Raw genomic sequence first — 21,104 nt, forward strand, 5'->3', positions numbered from 1 at the left:
GAGGAGGGATTTAACTTGTTCAGACAAAAAAGCGGCATCAGCCCGACAGCGCTGCTGATCGGATCATCGATTCTGATCGCAGCTTTATCACCCGAAATCCGCCGGAAAATCTCCGGAATGGTTTCAGGCCGAATGCAGCATAAAGATGGTACACACTCCATGCAGCCTGCTGACCTGATTCAACAGGCTTTCAGCGGGGAATCCGGCGGACAGCAGCACACGGACAAAGCACGGCATTCACAAACCGGCTCCATGCAGCCTGCTGAGCTGATCAAACAGGCTTTCGGCGGGGAATCCGGCGGACAGCAGCACACGGACAAAGCACGGCATTCACAAACCGGCTCCATGCAGCCTGCCGAGCTGATCAAACAGGCTTTCGGCGGGGAATCCGGCGGACAGCAGCATGAGCAGACTTCCCGCAACCACTCCGGCTCATCCCATACGGACGGACAGGCAGACCGCAGTAAAAAAACTTCGCCGAAGCCTCACTATACCGAGCCGATTCACTTCGAAGAAAGCGCGGTAAATGTTTTAAATGACAGCACCGTGATGAATATGCTGGAAGAAATTGAACCCGGAAATCATTAGAAACGAAAAAATCCTTCATTAGTTCAACGATGAAGGATTTTTCGTTTTAGCGCTATCTGCTTTTTTATTAAGCTTCTTCAGCTTCAATGACGATTGAGGAATCATTGTAAACCGCGGTATCGGTTTCCTTCGTCATTTTACTTGTTAACAGCCCTGCGGTCATACTGCCGCTGACATTTAAGGCGGTACGCCCCATGTCAATTAACGGCTCAATTGAAATGAGCAGCCCGGCAAGCGCGACAGGCATGTTCAAAGCGGATAGGACGAGCAGAGCCGCAAATGTCGCGCCGCCCCCCACGCCTGCTACACCGAATGAACTGATTGCCACGATGGCGATGACGGAGATGATAAATCCCGGTTCAAACGGGTTTTGCCCTACTGTCGGCGCAATCATCATCGCGAGCATCGCCGGGTAAATGCCGGCACAGCCGTTTTGACCGATCGATAAACCGAATGAACCGGCGAAGTTCGCAATTCCTTCAGGGACGCCCATACTTTTTTGCGTTTTAATATTAAGCGGCAAAGCCCCTGCGCTTGAACGGGACGTAAACGCAAACACCATGACAGGAAATGCTTTTTTCACGTATGTGATCGGATTTAAACCGCTGAACGTAATCAGCAGCAGGTGAATGATAAACATGACGATAAGCGCGGCGTATGAAGCGATCACAAACATCCCCAGTTTCGCAATGCTGTCGATGTCGCTTGTCGCGATCGTCTTTGTCATAATCGCCAATACCCCGTAAGGCGTCAATCTTAAAATTAACGTCACGACGCGCATAATAATCGCGTATACCGCATCGACAATTCCGCTGAACGTCGCAGCGTGCTCCGGCTGCTTCCGTTTCACGCCCAGAAAAGCGATGCCGAGGAAAGCGGCGAAAATAACGACTCCGATGGTGGAAGTCGGTCTGGCTCCCGTGAAATCAAGAAACGGATTTCCCGGCAGAAGCTCAACGATTTGCTGAGGCAGCGTTTTGGCCGTCATATCCTCAGATTTTTGCTGCAGCTCCTGGCCTCTTGATAACTCGGTGCTTCCCTGGTCGATATGGACGGCTTTCAGATCAAAAGAAAGCGCCGAAACAATTCCGACTGCCGCGGCAATTGCTGTCGTGGCGATCAAAATTCCGATGATCAGTCCGCTGATTTTCCCGATGTTATGGGTCAGTTTCAGCTTCGTAAATGCGCCGAGAATAGAAATAAAGACTAGCGGCATGACGATCATCTGAAGCAATTTGACATAACCGCCGCCGGCGATATTAAACCAATCGGCCGTTTGTGTCACGATATGTGATGCCGGCCCGTAAATCAATTGCAGTGCAAAACCGAATACAATGCCTAGTCCGAGCGCGGTAAAGACACGTTTAGAAAAGGAAACGTGTTTTTTTTGCATGACAAACAGACCTGCTATAAGCAAAAGCATAATAAAAACATGTAAGACTACAAATAAATTCTCCAAAACAGGTAAACACTCCCTTGCTCATTATCCTTTAACACTATATTATATCAATTCCGATCGGTCAAGTAAGGATTGACAATATATGTATTTTTATTGATTTTTCTCTTTTCTTTCCACCCTTTCTCTAGTAACTTATATAAGGGTGATTGTTATGCTGAAGGAACTGTTTCTTAATTTAACGATTTTAATCACATTTAATTATCTGTTCACCCTTCTTTTTAAAGAGTCGCTTTCGTATAAAGAAGACCGTCCGATGTTTCAATTACTGAAGGGAACGGTCTGCGGGCTTTTAGGGGTTTTTCTGATTGTTTTCGGCTTTTCTTACTCCGATTCCATCATTGATCTCAGAAATATCCCCATTATCATCGCCGCTCTTTACGGAGGCTGGGTGTCTACGGCAGCCGCCTTTGCGATTATCGTCGCAGGCCGTATCCTGATCAATTTCAATGCCAGCGCCATTTTTTCCATCGCCGCAGTCGGGGTTATTGCGATACTTTCTGCGGCCGTCCTCAGAGGAAAAAAGCCGGATCACAAAAAGGCGTTCGTTATGCTGCTTTTTTCAAATGTTATTTTCACCCTGACGCTGCTGTTTCTTATGCCTGAACAGCCTGCCGGGGCCCTCGTTTATTATTGGCTCATTTCCGTCTTGGGCGGAATGCTGTCACTGTATATCATCAAACACGAAGCCGATGCCCGCGTTTTGTTCAAGCAATACAAGTTTCAAGCGAATTATGATTTTCTGACGGGGATTTTTAATAAGAGAAAATTCGAGGACGTCTCGCGCGTTCTGTACGATCGGGCGTCTCAATCCCCCTCGTCTCAGCTCGCGCTTATTTATTTGGATATTGATCACTTTAAGCAGATCAATGATCAATACGGCCATTATGAAGGGGACCAAGTGCTGAAGGAACTGGGCGCGCGCCTGAGGTTCTTACTCAGCAGTTCTCATACGTCAGCCCGCATCGGCGGGGAAGAATTTGCCGTGCTTATGCCCAATTGCACCTATACAAAAGGGCTTCACCTCGCAGAGGAAATCAGGCACACGATTGACGCGAACCCGATTCTGCTGACGAGCGGAGATACAATTCCCGTGACCGTTTCCCTCGGCATCGCGCATTATCCGACAAATACACCGGATCCTCAGACATTGCCCCTGATCGCGGACCGGATGCTGTACAAAGCGAAAACATCAGGGCGCAATCAAGTGTGCAGCACTGAAAAAAAAGAATGATCGCCCGAAGAGGAAATCATTCTTTCTTTTCAGTGAGAAAGCCGCCCCTCAGGAAAACGGGAATCAGGCTGCCCTCATATTCTTTTTCAATCAACGCCGCGGTATCGTCTGATTGATACAAAGACAGGAGTTTTTGCAGCCGTTCATCATCTTTATCCTCAGCTCTGACGGCGATCAGATGAATATACGCTTCCTTCATTTGCGCCGATCGGATCAGCGCGTCCTTCTCCGCATGAAATCCTGCTTTTTTCGCCTCGCTTTGACTGAGAACTGCTGCGTCAGCATGTTCCGCCGCCTGATAGGCGTTCTTTTTTGTTTCCGTTTTTAAGGTCAGATGCTTCGGGTTGTCCTTGATCATATCCGTTGAACCCGTACCGGTGAATCCCTTTTTCAATGTAATCAGTCCGGCCTCCTGCATGAGAAAAAGCGCCCTGCCGAAGGCCGCCGCTTCATCAGGCACGGCAATGACCGCTCCGTCCGGTATATCCTTCAGCCGTTTATGCTGCTTGGAATACACCCCCAGCGATGCCGCATATGTCGTTCCTAAAGGAGCCAGCTTCTTTTTCACATGAGGCTGCAAAGATTTAAAATTAGTAACGGATTGAAACGCATTGGCGTCGAGATCCCCGCCGGCAAGTGCCAAATCGGCCTCGGCATAATCCGAAAACGTTACCAAAGAAAGCCGCAATCCTTCCTCACCGGCTTTTTTCGCGACAAACTCCCAGATCGATTGATCAGATTCATTGATTCCGATAGTAATGGTCCGGTTCCCATCAGGATAATGGCATGAAGTAAGTGACATGATCAAAATGAAAAGAAACAGACTGTTTATAAGCCGCAGGTTCAAGTTGACCTACTCCCTATCTATTTTTATGTACAGAAGCTGCACCATGGTATTCGGGCTCATGATTACATACAATACCGATTAAAAAAAGGGTTGTCAATTGCTTCCTTAAGAGGCTGCAATGCGGTTTTTATCAGCTGAAAATGGGCCGTTCTGGTCTCAAATCAGATTTCCGTATCAGAGCATTTTCCTCTTAAAACATGTTATTTCGAAAAAAGTTACATTTAGCAGTTGTTTTTTCTTCGGATTGCTGGTAGAGTAAAGGTAATTATTTTTGTTCGAACTATCTTTAAGAAGAAAGTTTTGTAAGAGTTTTCGTCTTGGAAGTTTGTTTTAGAGCAAGAATAGTGAATTTAAGCGTTATGTCGCTTTAGGAGGAAATTTCATGTTAGAAGGTAAAGTAAAATGGTTCAACTCTGAAAAAGGATTCGGATTCATCGAAGTAGAAGGTCAAGACGATGTATTCGTTCACTTCTCTGCTATTCAAGGCGAAGGCTTCAAAACTTTAGAAGAAGGCCAATCTGTTTCTTTCGAAATCGTTGAAGGAAACCGCGGACCACAAGCTGCTAACGTAACAAAAGCATAAATTGTTTTAAAAAACCTGCCGGTGTACGCCGGCAGGTTTTTTTCATCTAAAACGAAAAGCTGTTTTGCAAAGGCAAAACAGCTTTTTTATATCAGGTGGCAATATCCCGTTTTAAGAAGACGCCGAATGCGAGCGCCAGAAAAATAACGAAGTAAATCACAAGCATCACAACAGAAAATGTCATCGTCATCCCCTCTACTAAAGGAGTCCCGTTCATATATTGCGACAAATCTGTGTTCGCAAATAAAATATATTTGGTCCATTCAAATTTCGCAGCAAGAAATACCGTCGCCGTGTTCCCCATAACCAATAGAAAAATAGAAAATCCGACCGCTAATGAGCTGTTCCGGAATACCGCAGACAGCATAAACGCCATCGTCGCAAGCATAAAAGCGGAGACAGATTCATAGACATATGTTTTAGCGAGGAAAGCGATGATATTTTGCTCAAAAACATGGCCGTCTTTGTATACGAGATGAACATCAGCCGCAGTATCTCCGCCTGTACCAAAAAAGACCAATCCCAACAGAGCGGAGCCGGCAAATAAAATCACAAGCATCAGCAGTCCGAACAGCAGCACCGTCATATATTTAGATAGCAAAATCTGAAAACGGCTGAGCGGACGGATGGCCAGCAGCTTGATCGTCCCCCAGTTGAACTCATTCGCCACGATGCCTGCGGCAATGATAATCGTAAACAGCCCGGTCAAAACAGTCATCATCGAAGAATCAGCTACGTATGACCACACTGTGTACCCTGTATCCTCGGGGATGTTATGATCCATACGGTATTGATTTATCGCGACATTCTGTTTCAGGTTATCAATGAGCGTCTGATTTCCGGTTTCCTTCATCTGCTGTTTCATTTCTTTGTTTTCGGCCTGGAGCTCCTGTTTCCAATTCGGATTGGCTTCACTCGAGGTGAAATGGTTTGACAAAAGCGCAAAACCGATCATCGAAACGCCTAAAATCACAATCATAGCCCACGTCCCGACGCGGCTGAAAATTTTTATCCATTCATTATAGATCAGCTTAAACATATTGAACCTCCTCTTTCGTCCCGCCGGTAATCTCCAAGAAACGGTCTTCCAAAGATTTTGTCATGATTTTCACTTCATATAAGCGGATGTTTTCACGGACGAGCAGTGATATCACATCAGGCACTTCCTGTTTGGACAGCTGGATCTCAATGCCGTTTGTCTTCTTCACACAGTCAAACTGACTCAAAACGGCAAGAGCCTCTTCTCTTTGTTCAATATGGAAGTAGTATGTATCTTTATCCTCTTTTCCTTCATCCCTTACTTTTTGAATATCGACAAGCTCTCCTTTTTGCAGAATGCCGATTCGATCGCACATTAGCTCCATTTCTGACAGAAGATGGCTTGAGACGATGACAGCCATTCCTTTTTCACGTGTCAGCTTTTTCAGATGGTCCCTGATTTCTCTGATGCCGGCAGGATCGAGGCCGTTTGTCGGCTCATCCAGAATCAGCACCTTAGGATTATGCAGCAGGCTTTGGGCGAGGCCGAGACGCTGTCTCATCCCGAGAGAGTAGGTTTTTACTTTGTCATGTATTCTGTCCTGCAACCCGACGAGCTCGATGACCTCATCTATTTTTTCTTTCGTAACGCCTTTTACCATCCTTGCGTACTGCTGTAAATTTTTATAGCCGCTCAAGAATTTGTACAGCTCCGGGTTTTCCACGATGGCTCCGACGTGCCTGACCGCTTTTGAATAGTTTTTCGTAATGGATTCCCCGCAGATTACGATGTCTCCCTGAGACAGTTTCATTAATCCGACCATCATTCTGATCGTAGTGGTTTTCCCCGCTCCGTTCGGCCCTAAAAATCCAAACACTTCGCCCGCCCGGACGGAGAAGCTCAGATCATGAATAATCGTTCGTCCTTTTATCGTTTTCTTTACCTGTTGCAGTTCTAATACCGTTTCCAATTAGAATCCCCCTTCTATTTCGTGCGCCTGCATGACGCTTCTATACCATTGCAGCACGGACATTCCTTCCTGTTCCCGAATTTCTTCGACCTCGCGCCGTTCAGCGATTTTCCCTTTTATGAAAACCATCACTTCGTCTAACAGCGTCTCAATCTCGCCGATCTCATGCGTGGCGATGACAACGATCTGGCTGTCAAAATCAATATAAGATACGAGACTGTTGACAATCGACTCCCTGACCGCCGGATCAAGACCTGAAAACGGCTCATCCAGCAGAATGACCGATGCTTTTCTCGACAGGGCCAAAACGATTTTCAGCCTGCCCCGGCTGCCTTTGGACAGCTCTTTTATCTTCTGCTCCGCTGAAAGATTCATTTCCGCTAATAGGTTATGTGCTTTTTCCAGCTGAAAATCCGGGAATTGCGAATGATAAAATGTGAGCATATCACCGACAGTCGTCCGGGCGGAAAACATATCATGTTCGGTTAAATAAGCCGTACGAAACAGCATGTTCCTGCTTACTGCGCAGTCTCCCATCCGGACGGCGCCCGATGTCGGGAACGCAAGCCCGGCAAGCATTTTAAGCGTTGTTGATTTACCGCTTCCGTTCGGCCCTAAAATTCCGTAGATTTTACCCGGAGACAATGAAAATGATACATCGCTGACCGCGATCCTGCGGCCGTATTTTTTTGTTACGCGTTCAAAATCAAGATTCATCGTTTGCTTCCTCCGCATATTGTTTGATCCCGTCGAGCATTTCCTCAGGAGATAACCCCAGCTCCGCCATTTCCTGAATAAAGCGTTTGAAAACGTCTTTTGTCAGCCTGTCTTTCAGCTCTGCTTTCAGATCGGATCTTTCCGCTATAAAGGTTCCCTGTCCTCTTCTCGTCTCCACGATCCCCAGCCTTTCCATTTCACTGTACGTTCTTTGTATCGTGTTCGGATTCACTTTCATCTGTACGGCCATCTCCCTTACGGACGGCAGTTTGTCCCCCGGTGAAAGCTCACTTCTGATCAGCCGGTAATATATACGATCGGCAATCTGCAGATAAATCGGCTTGGATGACCGAAATTCATTCTCCATCATTACACCTCAACCTTTCGATTCAGCAGCATAGAGGCCAGCGCGAGACAGAGCGCTGCAAGCACGATCACTGCCAGGAAGCTGAAAAGCGAAATGTGGACGGCTTTCAGCTCCATCGTCCATCCGGTCAATTTTGTATAATGAAAATGAAAATTCGCATACACTTTTACCGGCCATAAATCATGTTGAGATGAAGTGAAAGGCGTAATGATTTTATCGTCAATATAGGTCCAGACAAACGCAAGCACGATGCAGATCACCCAACGGAGGACGGGAAAATGTTTTAATGAGTGAAAAACAGTCCAAAATACGGCCACGATCACAGATAAGTACGCTGAACTGATCAGCAGGTAAGCATTCAGCCCGGTTAATGTGCCGGCCAGGGGAATGGTGTGTTCCAGCACTCCTTTTGCAGAAAGCATCCGGTACATCCAAATGCCGTAACCGGTCAGCGCCAGCTGCCCGATCAACTGATACAGCAGTGAGGCCGTCAGTTTGGAAGCCAGCAGATAAAATCCCCCATTCGGATTGTAAAGCCACAGCTGATTTTTTCCTTCTTTATGAAGGTGATAGTACATAAAAAGCGGCGCTACAAGAAATTGAAAAAACCCCATTGCCGTAAAAAAGCCGAAAATGACGAGCGGTTCTTTCTGACGGGCAGCGATGATGTGGGCTGCAAACGCCCAGCAAATCATGCCGCAAAGCCACACCGCGAGCCAAATCCATGAAACTTTCGCATCTTTTTTCAGCAAACCTAAAAACGATGTCATTCTTTCTCTCTCCATTCGGATCAAGTGTATGAGTAACATAGTACACTAGATCATCATGTATTACAATATCTTCAATAAAAAAAAGACAAATCCGCTCTTACGCGGATTTGCCTTTTCAATTACTTCTTTTTGTTTTTTAAGGAGAGCAGCGCATCACGATAGCTGCTATCCTGCATTTTGCCGCCGCTATCAGGATCGTTTGGTTCCTGATCCGTCTCAGAAGTCTTAAACTTCTGAAGCGCCTGACGGTACACATCATCGCCCATTGTATTCTTTTTCTCACGGGGAGATTCAGATTTTACAACGACGGGAGCATGCTCGGCTGAGCGCTCCTCGGCCGGATCATGCTTTTCCGGCTGTTCGGCTGTAGTGCCGATCGCTTCTCTCTTTTCTTCTTTGACATCCTGTCCTGCAGAAGTGCTGCGGACATTGAATGTGATAAGAAGTGCAATCACAATGACAGCAGCAATAACCGCTATAATAATGGCCATATAACCCTCTCCTTACTGTCGTCCGGCAGTTAGATTACCAGTGACCTGGCTGACACGTCTGCCAAGCGCACGGCCTAATTGAAGGCCTTCTTCCGTCATCAGCACATCGCTGTCAACCGGGCATGTGACGCCTGCGCCGTAGTAAGAGCCGTACAGCGCGTTTTCAGGAACGTTGCCGGGAAGACCGACAACAATCATGCCTTGGTGAAACATAGGAGTGATCAGATTGTGCATTGTCATTTCTAATCCGCCGTGTGTTGTCGCCGTCGTACAGAATACAGCGCCGACTTTATCAATCAGCTCGCCTTCAGCCCACAGATAGCCGAGTCTGTCGATCCACGCTTTTAAGCCTGAACTGATGGTGCCAAAGTGTCCCGGGCATCCCCAGATAATGGCATCCATGTCTTTCAGCTTGCGGATGTCTGCTTGATCGACATGGTCGATCAGGACTTCAGCCTCAGCGTTTTCTCGTGCTCCTTCGGCAATGGCTTCAGCAAGGTGTTTTGTGTGTTCGCCTTCACTATCGTACACTACGTAAATTTTCATTCAGGAAACCTCCCATTCAGATGATTAAGATTCCTTCACTTCTTTAGGGGCCGGAAGCAATGACAGCTCCTCTTTTTTCTTCGCCCGCTGTTTGTCTTTCCGTACGTCACGCAAGAACAGGCTCAGGACTACGCCGATAACCGCAAAGATCGTCGCCCACATAAACGCGTCATTAATCCCCATAACGTTGGAATTAAGTGAAGCTGTTTTGTAGAGATATGAATAAACGGTTTGTTTCGCCGCATCAAGCGACATGTTCATGTTGACCATTAAATTAGAAACCGCGCTTTGGAACGACTGCATGAAGCTTGGATCAGCCGTGCTTGTTTTATCCGCAATCTGCGAATAATGCATTGTCGTACGGTTCGTATAAATCGTTGTGATCAAACTTGTTCCGATTGATCCGCTGATCTGGCGGAGCGTGTTGCTCATCGCCGTGCCGTGGCTGTTCAACCGTGCCGGAAGCTGGTTCATTCCGGCTGTCATAACAGGCATCATTAACAGTGACATACCGAATGCGCGGATGGCATAGACAAGCATAATGTGCGTGTAAGGTGTGTCAATTGTCAATTTTGTGTACTGGAATGTCGTTGCGACCGTGATGACCAGCCCGATAATCGCAAGCGGTCTCGGACCGATTTTGTCAAACAGAATACCGGAAATCGGCGACATGATCAGCATGACAATCGCGCCCGGCAATAGCAAGAGACCCGATTGCAGCGCCGTAAAGCCGACTAAGTTCTGCAGGTAAATCGGAAGCAGGAACATTCCTGTGTAAAGCGCAACGGTAATAATGATATTAATGACACTGGAAAGTGAGAAAATATCATATTTAAATACCCGGAAGTCGAGCATCGGTTTTTCAGAGCGCAATTGCTGAATGACAAACGCGGCAATCGCGATGACACCGACAATGACGGTAGACAGCACGATCGGATCTCCCCAGCCGTCGCTGCCCGCTTCACTGACTCCGTAAAGCAATGAGGCGAATCCGACAATAGATAGAATCGCACCCAAGCTGTCGAGTTTGATTTTTTGCGGTTCCACCAAGTTCTTAAAGAGGAAAAACGCTATGATAATAACGATTGCCCCGATCGGAACAAGGCCGTAGAACATAATGCGCCATGTGTAATGCTCGATGATCCAGCCGGATAGAGTCGGTCCGACCGCCGGAGCAAACATCATCGCAAGACCGAAAATCCCCATTCCTTTCCCCCTGCTTTCAGGCGGGAAGATAAGCAGAATGGTTGTCATGACCAGCGGCTGCAGGATACCGCCGCCGACCGCCTGAATTAACCGGCCGATCAGCATGGTTGAGAAGTTAGGCGCGATTCCGCAGACTAACGTTCCCGCTGTAAAACAGAACATGGCTACGAGAAAGAGGCTTCTCTGTCCGAACCGGGTAATTAAGAACGCAGATAACGGAATCAAAACACCGTTGACCAGCATGTATCCGGTCGTAAGCCACTGAATCGTCGTCGCACTCACACCGAACTCGGTCATTAAGTGCGGCATCGCCACGTTAAGAAGCGTTTGGTTCAAGATCGCCAGGAATAATCCGGCCATAAGCACAATAAGCAATGTTTTAGGACTTTTTACTTGATTATCTGATTTAGCCACCTAAGACAACCTCCCTTCATGGTTTGATGACTGATCTGTATTATTCAGAGATTTTTACAGATGCGTTCATACCAGGAAGCACCTTGTCAGATGGGTTGCTGAGTGAAATTTTAACAGGAACTTTTTGCGTTACTTTAGTGTAGTTGCCGCTTGAGTTTGAAGAAGGCAGCATATCAAATGTTGAATTTGTCGCATAACCGATTTCTTCTACTGTTCCGTCAAATGTTGTATTAGGATCGCCGTCAACAATTACGTCTACTTTGTTTCCTACTTCAATGTCTCTAATGTCTGTTTCTTTAATGTTTGCAGTGATGTAAAGGTGTTTCATGTCAATTTCCTGGGCAATTGTCGTACCGGCTTGCACCATTTGGCCGTTTTTCACTTCGTTTTTCACGATTGTTCCATCCATGATGGCTTTTACGTCAGCATTTTGCTGTCCTTTAATTTTTGCAACAACGTCGTTTTTGCTTACTTCTTTCCCCTCATCAAGGTTCCAGTCAGTTACTTTACCCGCAGCAGGAGCTGTGATAGCAGCCATGTCGCCGGCAACTTTCGCTTCATCGGTTTTTACATAGTGTGTGCTTTGATAATAGTAGTAAGCACCTCCGCCTATAATTGCAAGAACAACAATCAAACCGATAATGTTGGTCAGAATTAAACGTCCTCTGTTCATTTTGTTTTCTCCTTTCGTTTCTTCCTCTATCATTTTGTGGAATGATGATAAAAATATGTGGGGATTTTTTTATTTTCCGTTTTTCACTGCACAGCCGTTTGCAAGCTTCGTTAAACTTTCCGCAAGCTTGCGCAGGTACTGCAGTTCAGCGGTATTGAGCTGCCGGTATAAGACCGCCGCTTTTTCGGCATATTGAACAGCAGCTTTCTTTAGAAGTTCTTCCCCCTCTTCGGTTAACTGAATCATAACAACACGCCGGTCGTCGTGATAGTCGCTCCGAACCATTAGGCGGCGCTTATACAGAATATCGGTCATTCTCGTGACAGACGCCGGTTTCAGATCAAGCGACAAAGCCAGCCTTGAAAGCTGCGTGCTTTTGCTCTTATGTATTTTGAACATCAGCAGATACTGCAGCACTGTAATATCAAAAGGTTCAAGCACTGTCTCCAGAATCATTTTCTGCTTTTTGTAAATCGATCTGGAAGTATCAAACAGTTGTTCAAAACTGAGCAAAGCGAGCTCTGATTCAATCACCGTATTTTCACCTCATTCCCTTAATAATAGTTCACAAGATAAAATATTAATAAATGAAAGAAGGTTTGTAAAGAGAAAAGTTTCATTTTTTAAGGATTTTTTTTATGCCGGTTTTTCTCTTTATTTTTAATTTAAAAAAGCCGGGTAAAGAACCGCGCCGCACGATTCTTCACTCGGCTTTATATTTAATACGATGCTTTGCTTACATCGGCTTCCTCATTTTTAAAAAAGCTTTTCAGCGCTTGAAATACGTCCGATTTCTGTTTCAGGATGTAGTATTTAAATTTATCATCTTTGACATTTTTATAGGCGGACATAAGGGTGGAATGCCTGTTATATTGATTGACCTCACCGTAACAGAACAGATTCGATTTTTTCATGATGTCATTGACGAGCTTTACGCACCGGGCGTTATCCGAAGTCAGATTATCTCCGTCTGAAAAATGAAACGGATAGATGTTGTAGCGGGCGGGGTCATATTTTTCATCAATTAATTCAAGAGACTTCCGGTAAACGGAGGAACAGATGGTGCCCCCGCTCTCGCCTTTCGAGAAAAAATCTTCTTCCGACACAACCTTCGCTTCCGTATGGTGGGCGATAAATTCGATATCAACCGTTTCATACTTTGTCCGTAAAAATCGTGTCATCCAAAAAAAGAAGCTCCTCGCCATATACTTTTCCCATACGCCCATCGAACCGCTTGTATCCATCATGGCTAAAACGACAGCTTTCGATTCCGGCTTCGTCACATCATTCCATGTTTTGTATTTCAGATCTTCCGGATAAATAGGGTAAAACGACGGCTTGCCTGTCATAGCGTTTCGTTTATAGGCCGACAGCATCGTCCTTTTCTTATCGATATTCCCTGTCAGCCCGGTTTTCCGGATATCATTGAACTCGATATCGGTATGGACGATATTGTCCCTTTCCTTTTGCTGCAGATTCGGCAGTTCTAATTCCTGAAACAGCGCTTCTTCCAGATCCATCAATGAAACTTCCGCTTCATAATAATCCTCGCCTGCCTGATCGCCTGCTCCCTGGCCTTTTCCGGCGCCCTGCTTTTTATCTGCGCCGTCTCTTGCGACGACATCGCCGACTTCGCTGTCGCCGTCGCCTTGGCCGACATGTTTATTTTTATCATAGTTATAACGGATTTTATATTCATCAAGCGAACGAATCGGGATTTTCACGACATCTTTTCCGTTGGACATAATAATGCTTTCCTCAGTGACAAGATCCGGAAGGTTGTTTTTTATCGCTTCCTGCACTTTCTTTTGGTGGCGCTGCTGGTCGTCAAAGCCTTTGCGATGGAGGGACCAGTCTTCCTCTGAAATCAAAAAATTTCCGCTGTCATTACGGGACATGAATTCCCCTCCTTAACCGTTATGGTCGTTTTACATGTGTATTCCGGCTTGGTCCTGTTTATGAAACAAGTCCGGCGAAAAGATTTATTTTTATCTTATGCCGGCCGGACTCTCCAATTGACAAACAATTGCGAAAAACAGACAAAAGAACCCGTCCTTTTACAGACGGGCCTCTCGATGAAATCAAATATCAGCGGTTTAACAAGCTTCCGACATACTTCAGCAGTTCATTAGCGCTTGTCGAATTATAGCCGTGTTCATCTATTAACCTTGCCACTACCTCATTGACCTTTTTAAGCTGCTGTTCATCCGGCGTTTTGGTGGAGGTCGTAATTTTCACTACATCTTTTAAGTCTGCGAACAGCTTTTTCTGAATCGCTTCGCGGAGTCTTTCGTGCGAATTATAGTCAAAGCGTTTTCCTTTTCTTGCATAGGCGGATATGCGGATTAAGATTTCTTCGCGGAACGCTTTTTTCGCGTTTTCTGAAATGCCGATCTGCTCTTCAATGGATCTCATCAGTTTTTCGTCAGGATTCATTTCTTCACCCGTCAGCGGATCGCGAAGCTTATTTTTATTGCAGTACGCTTCCACATTATCTAAATAATTGTCCATAAGAGTTTTCGCGGATTCTTCATATGAATAGACGAACGCCTTCTGCACTTCCTTTTTGGCGATGTCATCGTACTCTTTCCTGGCGGCGGAAATAAAATTCATATACCGCTCTTTGTCCTCGGCGGAGATGGACGGATGCTGGTCGAGTCCTTCTTTTAAGGAACGCAGCACGTCAAGCGAATTGATGGATTCCATATTTTTTCTGATAATCGTTGAGGAAATGCGGTTGATGACATAGCGCGGGTCAATTCCGCTCATTCCTTCATCATGGAATTCCTTCTTCATATCCTCCAGATCAACGGAATTGTAACCTTCAACGCTTTCTCCGTCATAAAGTCTCATTTTTTTGACGAGATCAATATCAGAGCGGTTCGGTTCCTTCAGCCGGGTCAAAATAGAAAACATCGCGGCCACTTTTAATGTATGGGGGGCGATGTGTACGTCAGAAACATCACTTTCAGAAATCATTTTTTCATAAATCCGTTCTTCCTCTGACACCTTTAAATTATAAGGAACAGGCATCACGATGATCCTGGAGTGAAGGGCTTCATTTTTCTTATTGGCAATAAACGAGCGGTACTCCGTTTCGTTCGTATGCGCAACAATCAATTCGTCGGCGGAGATGAGCGCAAACCGTCCGGCTTTGAAATTCCCTTCCTGCGTGAGTGACAGAAGGTGCCACAGAAATTTTTCATCGCATTTCAGCATTTCCTGAAACTCCATCATTCCGCGGTTCGCTTTATTTAATTCACCGTCAAACCGATAAGCGCGCGGATCTGATTCCGAGCCGTATTCGGCAATCGTCGAAAAATCAATGCTCCCCGTCAAGTCGGCGATATCCTGTGATTTCGGATCAGACGGGCTGAAGGTACCGATTCCGGTACGTTTATCCTCCGAGAAGAATATACGTTCAACCTTTACATCCTCAATTCTGCCGCCGTATTCTTCTTCAAGCCGCATGACATTAAGCGGAGAAAGGCTGCCCTCAATTCTGATGCCGTATTCTCTGTAGAAGTCGTCGCGCAGATGATGGGGAATGAGATGGAGAGGATCTTCATGCATCGGGCAGCCTTTAATGGCGTAAACAGCGCCGTTGTCTGTCAATGAGTAGGCTTCAAGCCCTTTTTTCAGCATGGTGACAAGAGTTGACTTTCCGCCGCTGACGGGTCCCATCAATAGTAAAATCCTTTTTCTTACATCGAGCCGCTTGGCAGCCGGGTGAAAGTATTCCTCCACGAGCCGTTCCAGAGATTCCTCAAGGCCGAACAGCTCCCTCGAGAAAAAGCTGTATGTCTTTTTCCCGTCACCCTCTTCGATTCCGCTGTCTTTTATCATATTAAAAACGCGAGAATGAGCAGACTGCGCGACCAATGGATTTTCTTTTATGATCTCCAAATAATCAGCGAACGTCCCTTCCCATTTGAGACGCTGCTCTTCCTCTCTGTACTTTTCAATTTTCTTTAATATATCCATAAGAACCTCCTCTATCATGGTTAATGCACTAGAAATAAGGTACTTTGTTACAATCTATGCGGTGACGTGATAATACATGCTTTTCGTTTCTTAAAAATAAAGACGTGATAAGGCCGTCATTGACAAGGGTCCGGTGCACCGTTCATAATGAAATAAATACAGTTTCATCCAGACTCGGACATCAAATGGAAAAGCAAAGAGGAGGAGACATGATGAAAACGATCATTTTACTTGGGGTCATTCTCACTTTTTTAGTATCCATTTTTACGGCGGGTTACGACAGCAAACCTGAAAACAAATAACGGCAAAAGGGTGCTCTTTATGGAGAGCACCCTTTCCTGTACAACATAACAATGTTTCATATTTGAATATGTTCTTGGACAGTTGATTTTTCATGAGACTTGCAGCTTGTTTGATACTCGATTTTTCCGATTTTGCACCCCGGGCCGATTTCCACACGCTTCCCTCTGACAATGTCCGCTTCCGTGTATTCGAGGTAAATTGCGTCTCCTTCGATCAATTCAGCAGAAAGCATGCCGGCTTTCCGTTTAAGAAAACCGGGTTTCCGTCTGACGGTGATCGATGTGCCGCCGATTTCTTTCACACGGCTTCGGTCATAACGCAAATGGATGTTTACGTCCCCTGCGTTTAACAATCCCGCCACATTGATACATCCTGTTACATGAAGCAGCTCCGTCTCGCAATCGCCGCCGACGGTGAGACTGCCTTTTATGTGACACTGCTCTCCCGCGGCCCCGCCGCCAATTTCAGCAAGTCCTTTCAGCCTCATTCTGGCGAAACGCATGGAGCCGCCGACTTTCAATGTGCCGATCACATTTGCTGAATGTGCTGATAAATCTCCTGCAACTTCATGCTCTCCGAAAATTTTCAGCCTGTTGATCTCGGCATCTCCGAGAAAAAGTCCCGTGCCGAATATCCGGCAGCATTCGCTTTGAAGTCCTTCGCCGACAGTTCCTTCCCCTTTAATGCTTACATTTTGGTAGGAACCGCCGGAGGCGTGTCCGGCTCCGTACATTTTTAAATGACTCAATTTTTTTGTCGTTTCCATCGCAGCTCCTCCTATCGTTTCATGACTTTGTTAACCAAAGCGGTAGGATCACATGCAAAATCGCCGCTGTATTCCACCGTCCCAATGGTGCAGCCTGCGCCGATCCGCACATGATTTCCGCGGACTGTCTTCGCGTTCGTGTCCGCCAATTCAATGATGTCACCTTCAATCAGCTCTGCTGTCAGCACCGGGGCCGGCATCAGCTTAAAACGCGTAAGCACGCTCTTTCTGCTCATCACTTTCAAATGGCGGCAGCCAATTTCTTTCACCCGGCTCTCTCCCGCCGCCAGCTTAATACTGACTTCATCAGCATTCAGCAGGCCGCCGATCTTGCATTTGCCTTCCGAACGGAACGTCTCTGTCTCGCAATCGCCTTCAATCCCGGCTTTCCCGGATATGAAAATATCATCAGCTTTCACACCGCCGCCGAAAGATGAAAATCCCGCGACGTTCAGCCGCTCCGTTTTGACATCACCTTTAATGACACCCGTTCCGTTGATACGGATGGATTCAGCTTCGGCGCTGCCGGAAATTTTCCCCGAACCGCTGATCGTCAGCGTTTGCGTCTTGACATGTCCGTCTGTTTTTCCGCTGCCGTTAAACAAAAGGCTCGTGCACTCCACATCACCTGACACCGTGCCGCTTCCGTTGATCTCCACTGTATGAAAACGGCCTCCTTTTGAACTTCCCGAACCGTTAATGATTAATTTATCTGTTACTTCCATTGATGGTCCTCCTGCATCCATTTCGTTTTTAATTCTTCCGATGCCGCAGCAAGCGCCACCCGTTCAACCACTTTGACAGTCGGTTCAAACAAAATATGTTCCGCGTCTGCGATGAAGCACGTCGTTACGCCAAGCTTTCGGAGCATGACAAGCTCCGTATTCGCTTTCAGCTCGGAAGCCTCATACGTTTTCAGCACCCCTGCTGCCAATTTTCCTTCCTCAAGGCTGATATTGCCCGATTGCAAAAGCCCTTCAAGCACATATAAAGACAGCAGCGCGCGGGACGTGAATGTCACGCCGTCTTCGCCATAAACTTGCAGCGCGGCTTTTGAAATCAGTCCCTTTTGAAGCAGTTCCGCAGACGTTATATTGACATCAGTCATTTGCGGAGACAGCATTTCTCTCATTTCATCCAGAGACAGATTTTCTTTCATTTTCTGTATTTTTGAGATGCGTTTTAATATTTCCGCCCTCGGAAAAAATGTTTCCTGGCCTGTAAACGTCGATTTTCGGATAAACCATTCTTCAGGAATTAAATTTTTCCGTTTCCACCGGTACAGCTGCCCGTATGAAATTGATGTTTCTTCCAGCAAATCTTTTTTAGAAATCAGTTGTTCCTCCATGAATCCAGCTCCTTCGATGAATGTATTGTAACATAACACTGTTACGTTGTTAAGGCTGAAAATATAAAAATGCCGTGAACCGCTGCTGCCCGTCTTTTTATTCAATAAAAAAACGCCCGGATGCGGGCGTTTTTTCTCACGTCAAATCTCTGTAATTTTGCTGGCGCAGCGCTTCATATACAAGAATCGCGGCCGTGTTGGACAGGTTTAATGATCTCACATGCTCGGTCATCGGCAGACGCAGGCAGCGGTCCATATTGTTTTCGATCAATTCTTTCGGAAGTCCGCTCGTTTCTCTGCCGAATACGAAGAAAAAGTCTTCCTCCGTATTTGAGTAATCAAATGATGTGTGCGGCTTTTGGCCGAATTTTGTAATGAAGAAAAACTTTCCGTTCTCATATGCCTCAAATAATTCTTCCAATGAATCATGATATACGACGTTGACGAACTCCCAATAATCGAGTCCGGCGCGCTTCAGCATTTTATCATCGGTTGAGAATCCGAGCGGGCGGATCAAATGAAGCGTTGTGTCTGTTGCCGCACAAGTACGTGCAATATTTCCCGTATTGGCCGGGATTTCGGGTTGATATAAAACGACATGTAATGCCACGATGTTCACCTCTGTTTTTTATTCCGCCCACCATTATATCATTAATTACTCTTTTGTCGTATCATCCGTAATATGAAAAAACGCATATCTGATGGAAGGAGTATACGCCGTTGAATCCTCATATGACCAATATCTCATTCTGCTGTCATACGTTTGGGCATTGACGAGCGGCATATTGCTTTTATCTTTTGCGACCACGATCGCCGTATGATTAAAACGGCCGTCTCCTTCAAAATCATAGCAAATGATATCTCCGGGCATCAGTTCTTCAGCTCTTGATACTTGCAATGCGCGGAGCCCTGCCTTGGATTGGGCCAGATACATCTTCATCGAATGCGCGACCGTCCAGCTGTAGCTCCACGAGCTTGCCTTCATCCACCAGCCTGAGCCTCTGTTCGGATGCCCCCGCATCGGTGCTTTTCCGGCATGTAAACATTGGGAAATAAAATTGGTGCAATTATCGCTGAAATTTTTATAAGCGGGATTTCGTTTATTCCAAAACTTCTCCGCGTACTGCACGGCAGCCAGACGGTCGTATTGAAACGCCCGCCCGAAATCTTCCCGTTCACTCCGCTCATATTCAATTACGCTGTTTCCGTCAGAAAATCCAGCCGGTTTTTTCTTTACTTCCCGGTCTTTAATCAAAAGCTCATCATAGAGAAATGCAATCCGTTCCTCAATCTGCTCTTCTAAGTAAAGGTGTCCGTCATGCTCCTTGCACAAATATTCGAAATGAATCGTGTACATGACACATAACGTGCCGTCGTCCTCAAGACTGCTTTTGACAATGACGGCTTTTGCCTTCGCCTTCACGATATCAACTTTCCGTTTTTCAAACAGCTCTTTTTTTCTCGTCAGGACCTCAAGATCGCCGGCCTGCCCATTCTGCCTCATCTCGGTTCCGTTGATTAAATAATGAAGCCGGGCCTCCGCTAAATCTTCAATAATATGCTTCAAGCGCTCCACCCCATACGATTTTATAAAGAAAAAACACTTGAACTCCGGCCAAGTGCTTTTTCTCTATACATATGTCAGGACCGGCCGGTTTTAGTCTTCTCAGAAACCGATAACAGCTCCAGTCCCTTTTCAATTTCCCGTATGGCGTCCTCATCCTGCTCCTTTTGAAGCGCTTTTTCTAATTCCTCCGCATAATCAGGATCACCGATTTTCCCGATGGCCCAGGCGGCCGTACCCCTGATGACGGGGCGCGGATCTTGGTGCATCAAGACCGTTAATTCCGGAAGAGACGAGGCATCTTTAAAATGAGCCAAAGCTAAAATCGCATTCCGCTGTATCGGCTTCTTGCCGCGCCATGATCCCGATACATGTCCGAATTTTTCTTTGAATTCGCGGTTGCTTATGGTCAAAAGCGGCTTTAACAGCGGCTTTGCGATTTCCGGATCAGGCTCCATCTGCGGATGAAGATGAAAATCTTTCCCCTTATTAATCGGACAGACCGTCTGGCACGTGTCACAGCCATACAGACGGTTTCCGATTTTCGTGCGGAACTCATCCGGCAAAAATCCCTTTGTCTGGGTCAGGAACGAAATACAGCGCTGGGCGTTAAGCTGTCCGGGATTGACGAGTGCGCCGGTCGGACAAGCGTCTAGACATTTTGTGCACGTACCGCACATATCTTCAATCGGCACATCCGGTTCAAAGGGCAGATTGGTGATCATTTCAGCCAGATAGACGTAAGAACCGTATTCAGGCGTGGTGATCATGCAGTTTTTGGCGCTGAAGCCGATTCCCGCCCGTTCAGCCACGGCCCTGTCGGACAATTCTCCTGTATCCACCATTGACTTTGTGCGGATATCCTCATGTTTGCTTTGGAGAAAATTTTCCAGCAGATCAAGCTTTTCCCGCAGCACATCATGATAATCCTTCCCCCAGGAAGCTCTGCAAAAAATGCCGCGCCGCCCGTCTCTCGTGCTCCTCGGCGCATCTTTCATTTTGGAAGGATAAGCAAGGGCGATGGCGACGATTGATTTGGCTTTCGGGAGAAGCAAAGACGGAGTAACCCGTTTTTCAATATCCGGCTCTTCAAAACCGGATAAATAGCCGAGTGATTCCTGAAGAATCAGCCGGTCCCGCAGACTGTCGAACGTATCAGCCGTCGTAAACCCTATTTTGTCAACTCCGATGCTTTTGGCGTATTCGATTAATTCCTCTTTCAGTTTATGAATATTCATTTTTTGCACAGCCTCCTTTCTTTGTGATCAGGCTCCCGCACGGGTATAATAGAGTTTTAT

Annotated in this window: 23 protein-coding genes; 3 read left to right on the forward strand and 20 right to left on the reverse strand. The window is 46.3% G+C overall.

Features of this window, described 5'->3' with window-relative positions; all coding sequences use genetic code 11:
- Window positions 1-15 precede the first annotated feature (15 nt).
- Window positions 16-588 (forward strand): hypothetical protein, encoded by a 573-nt coding sequence (locus OWN49_RS04635; RefSeq protein ID WP_094247116.1) that lies wholly within the window; start codon window positions 16-18, stop codon window positions 586-588.
- Window positions 589-655: 67 nt separating this feature from the next.
- Here the strand turns inward: OWN49_RS04635 and OWN49_RS04640 are convergent, their stop codons facing one another.
- On the reverse strand, window positions 656-2,047 hold the full coding sequence (locus OWN49_RS04640) for an L-cystine transporter (RefSeq protein ID WP_003155366.1): 1,392 nt from the start codon (window positions 2,045-2,047) through the stop codon (window positions 656-658).
- 151 nt (window positions 2,048-2,198) lie between these two features.
- Here OWN49_RS04640 and OWN49_RS04645 point away from each other — a divergent pair, with 151 nt between their 5' ends.
- A complete protein-coding gene (locus OWN49_RS04645) occupies window positions 2,199-3,278 on the forward strand; it encodes a GGDEF domain-containing protein (RefSeq protein WP_071392064.1) in 1,080 nt (359 codons plus the stop codon).
- A gap of 16 nt (window positions 3,279-3,294) precedes the next feature.
- Here the strand turns inward: OWN49_RS04645 and OWN49_RS04650 are convergent, their stop codons facing one another.
- A complete protein-coding gene (locus tag OWN49_RS04650) occupies window positions 3,295-4,125 on the reverse strand; it encodes a MetQ/NlpA family ABC transporter substrate-binding protein (RefSeq protein ID WP_176283213.1) in 831 nt (276 codons plus the stop codon).
- A gap of 382 nt (window positions 4,126-4,507) precedes the next feature.
- Between OWN49_RS04650 and cspB the strand changes: the two genes are divergently transcribed.
- Window positions 4,508-4,708: a cold shock-like protein CspB gene (gene cspB, locus OWN49_RS04655; RefSeq protein ID WP_003155376.1), complete on the forward strand. Its 201-nt coding sequence runs from the start codon at window positions 4,508-4,510 to the stop codon at window positions 4,706-4,708.
- Between the two features lie 91 nt (window positions 4,709-4,799).
- Here cspB and OWN49_RS04660 read toward each other — a convergent pair whose 3' ends face one another.
- The 18 genes from OWN49_RS04660 to queG form a co-directional block, all read right to left on the reverse strand.
- Window positions 4,800-5,747 (reverse strand): ABC transporter permease, encoded by a 948-nt coding sequence (locus OWN49_RS04660; RefSeq protein WP_003155377.1) that lies wholly within the window; start codon window positions 5,745-5,747, stop codon window positions 4,800-4,802.
- Entirely contained in the window at window positions 5,740-6,657 is a 918-nt protein-coding gene (locus tag OWN49_RS04665) for an ABC transporter ATP-binding protein (protein WP_101562845.1), read from the reverse strand. Before OWN49_RS04665 ends, OWN49_RS04660 begins: the two co-directional genes overlap by 8 nt.
- Window positions 6,658-7,374: an ATP-binding cassette domain-containing protein gene (locus OWN49_RS04670; protein ID WP_070081545.1), complete on the reverse strand. Its 717-nt coding sequence runs from the start codon at window positions 7,372-7,374 to the stop codon at window positions 6,658-6,660.
- On the reverse strand, window positions 7,364-7,741 hold the full coding sequence (locus OWN49_RS04675) for a GntR family transcriptional regulator (RefSeq protein WP_069473671.1): 378 nt from the start codon (window positions 7,739-7,741) through the stop codon (window positions 7,364-7,366). The genes OWN49_RS04670 and OWN49_RS04675 overlap by 11 nt, the downstream gene beginning before the upstream one ends.
- Window positions 7,742-7,743: 2 nt before the next feature.
- Window positions 7,744-8,511, reverse strand: coding sequence for a hypothetical protein (locus OWN49_RS04680; RefSeq protein ID WP_069473224.1), 768 nt, complete (start codon window positions 8,509-8,511; stop codon window positions 7,744-7,746).
- Window positions 8,512-8,630: 119 nt separating this feature from the next.
- On the reverse strand, window positions 8,631-9,002 hold the full coding sequence (locus OWN49_RS04685; protein WP_003155385.1) for a hypothetical protein: 372 nt from the start codon (window positions 9,000-9,002) through the stop codon (window positions 8,631-8,633).
- 12 nt (window positions 9,003-9,014) lie between these two features.
- On the reverse strand, window positions 9,015-9,548 hold the full coding sequence (locus OWN49_RS04690; protein WP_003155386.1) for an NAD(P)H-dependent oxidoreductase: 534 nt from the start codon (window positions 9,546-9,548) through the stop codon (window positions 9,015-9,017).
- A gap of 24 nt (window positions 9,549-9,572) precedes the next feature.
- Window positions 9,573-11,168, reverse strand: coding sequence for an MFS transporter (locus tag OWN49_RS04695; protein WP_003155387.1), 1,596 nt, complete (start codon window positions 11,166-11,168; stop codon window positions 9,573-9,575).
- Window positions 11,169-11,208: 40 nt separating this feature from the next.
- On the reverse strand, window positions 11,209-11,874 hold the full coding sequence (locus tag OWN49_RS04700; RefSeq protein WP_007610259.1) for an HlyD family secretion protein: 666 nt from the start codon (window positions 11,872-11,874) through the stop codon (window positions 11,209-11,211).
- Window positions 11,875-11,910: 36 nt separating this feature from the next.
- The gene (locus OWN49_RS04705; RefSeq protein WP_003155389.1) at window positions 11,911-12,375 is read right to left on the reverse strand and encodes a MarR family transcriptional regulator; all 465 of its coding nucleotides are present in this window, start codon (window positions 12,373-12,375) and stop codon (window positions 11,911-11,913) included.
- A 185-nt stretch (window positions 12,376-12,560) separates the two neighbouring features.
- Complete coding sequence (gene yhbH, locus OWN49_RS04710; RefSeq protein ID WP_166705989.1) at window positions 12,561-13,739, reverse strand: sporulation protein YhbH; 1,179 nt, start codon at window positions 13,737-13,739, stop codon at window positions 12,561-12,563.
- A 190-nt stretch (window positions 13,740-13,929) separates the two neighbouring features.
- Window positions 13,930-15,825 carry a serine/threonine protein kinase PrkA gene (gene prkA / locus OWN49_RS04715; protein ID WP_077721982.1) on the reverse strand — a complete coding sequence of 632 codons (1,896 nt, stop codon included), beginning with the start codon at window positions 15,823-15,825 and terminating at the stop codon, window positions 13,930-13,932.
- Between the two features lie 358 nt (window positions 15,826-16,183).
- On the reverse strand, window positions 16,184-16,894 hold the full coding sequence (locus tag OWN49_RS04720) for a hypothetical protein (RefSeq protein WP_077721981.1): 711 nt from the start codon (window positions 16,892-16,894) through the stop codon (window positions 16,184-16,186).
- An 11-nt stretch (window positions 16,895-16,905) separates the two neighbouring features.
- Window positions 16,906-17,619: a polymer-forming cytoskeletal protein gene (locus tag OWN49_RS04725; protein WP_229153921.1), complete on the reverse strand. Its 714-nt coding sequence runs from the start codon at window positions 17,617-17,619 to the stop codon at window positions 16,906-16,908.
- Window positions 17,610-18,242 (reverse strand): YhbD family protein, encoded by a 633-nt coding sequence (locus OWN49_RS04730; protein WP_077721979.1) that lies wholly within the window; start codon window positions 18,240-18,242, stop codon window positions 17,610-17,612. Before OWN49_RS04730 ends, OWN49_RS04725 begins: the two co-directional genes overlap by 10 nt.
- 136 nt (window positions 18,243-18,378) lie before the next feature.
- Complete coding sequence (gene trmL / locus OWN49_RS04735) at window positions 18,379-18,861, reverse strand: tRNA (uridine(34)/cytosine(34)/5-carboxymethylaminomethyluridine(34)-2'-O)-methyltransferase TrmL (protein WP_007610253.1); 483 nt, start codon at window positions 18,859-18,861, stop codon at window positions 18,379-18,381.
- 36 nt (window positions 18,862-18,897) lie between these two features.
- The gene (locus OWN49_RS04740; RefSeq protein ID WP_094296108.1) at window positions 18,898-19,809 is read right to left on the reverse strand and encodes an amidase domain-containing protein; all 912 of its coding nucleotides are present in this window, start codon (window positions 19,807-19,809) and stop codon (window positions 18,898-18,900) included.
- A gap of 74 nt (window positions 19,810-19,883) precedes the next feature.
- On the reverse strand, window positions 19,884-21,044 hold the full coding sequence (queG, locus tag OWN49_RS04745; RefSeq protein ID WP_176283212.1) for a tRNA epoxyqueuosine(34) reductase QueG: 1,161 nt from the start codon (window positions 21,042-21,044) through the stop codon (window positions 19,884-19,886).
- Between the last annotated feature and the right edge of the window lie 60 nt (window positions 21,045-21,104).

The organism is Bacillus sp. NEAU-242-2 (genome assembly GCF_027853835.1).
GTDB classification, from domain to species: domain Bacteria; phylum Bacillota; class Bacilli; order Bacillales; family Bacillaceae; genus Bacillus; species Bacillus velezensis.

Excerpts from the sequence above, each read along its gene's own strand:
- OWN49_RS04645 (WP_071392064.1), top strand. The coding sequence starts at position 2,199 with ATGCTGAAGGAACTGTTTCTTAATTTAACGATTTTAATCACATTTAAT.
- OWN49_RS04690 (WP_003155386.1), bottom strand. The coding sequence starts at position 9,548 with ATGAAAATTTACGTAGTGTACGATAGTGAAGGCGAACACACAAAACAC.
- queG (WP_176283212.1), bottom strand. The coding sequence starts at position 21,044 with ATGAATATTCATAAACTGAAAGAGGAATTAATCGAATACGCCAAAAGC.
- OWN49_RS04730 (WP_077721979.1), bottom strand. The coding sequence starts at position 18,242 with ATGGAGGAACAACTGATTTCTAAAAAAGATTTGCTGGAAGAAACATCA.
- OWN49_RS04700 (WP_007610259.1), bottom strand. The coding sequence starts at position 11,874 with ATGATAGAGGAAGAAACGAAAGGAGAAAACAAAATGAACAGAGGACGT.
- OWN49_RS04670 (WP_070081545.1), bottom strand. The coding sequence starts at position 7,374 with ATGAATCTTGATTTTGAACGCGTAACAAAAAAATACGGCCGCAGGATC.
- OWN49_RS04660 (WP_003155377.1), bottom strand. The coding sequence starts at position 5,747 with ATGTTTAAGCTGATCTATAATGAATGGATAAAAATTTTCAGCCGCGTC.
- cspB (WP_003155376.1), top strand. The coding sequence starts at position 4,508 with ATGTTAGAAGGTAAAGTAAAATGGTTCAACTCTGAAAAAGGATTCGGA.
- OWN49_RS04725 (WP_229153921.1), bottom strand. The coding sequence starts at position 17,619 with ATGGAAGTAACAGATAAATTAATCATTAACGGTTCGGGAAGTTCAAAA.
- OWN49_RS04675 (WP_069473671.1), bottom strand. The coding sequence starts at position 7,741 with ATGGAGAATGAATTTCGGTCATCCAAGCCGATTTATCTGCAGATTGCC.
- OWN49_RS04685 (WP_003155385.1), bottom strand. The coding sequence starts at position 9,002 with ATGGCCATTATTATAGCGGTTATTGCTGCTGTCATTGTGATTGCACTT.
- yhbH (WP_166705989.1), bottom strand. The coding sequence starts at position 13,739 with ATGTCCCGTAATGACAGCGGAAATTTTTTGATTTCAGAGGAAGACTGG.
- OWN49_RS04680 (WP_069473224.1), bottom strand. The coding sequence starts at position 8,511 with ATGACATCGTTTTTAGGTTTGCTGAAAAAAGATGCGAAAGTTTCATGG.
- prkA (WP_077721982.1), bottom strand. The coding sequence starts at position 15,825 with ATGGATATATTAAAGAAAATTGAAAAGTACAGAGAGGAAGAGCAGCGT.
- OWN49_RS04720 (WP_077721981.1), bottom strand. The coding sequence starts at position 16,894 with ATGGAAACGACAAAAAAATTGAGTCATTTAAAAATGTACGGAGCCGGA.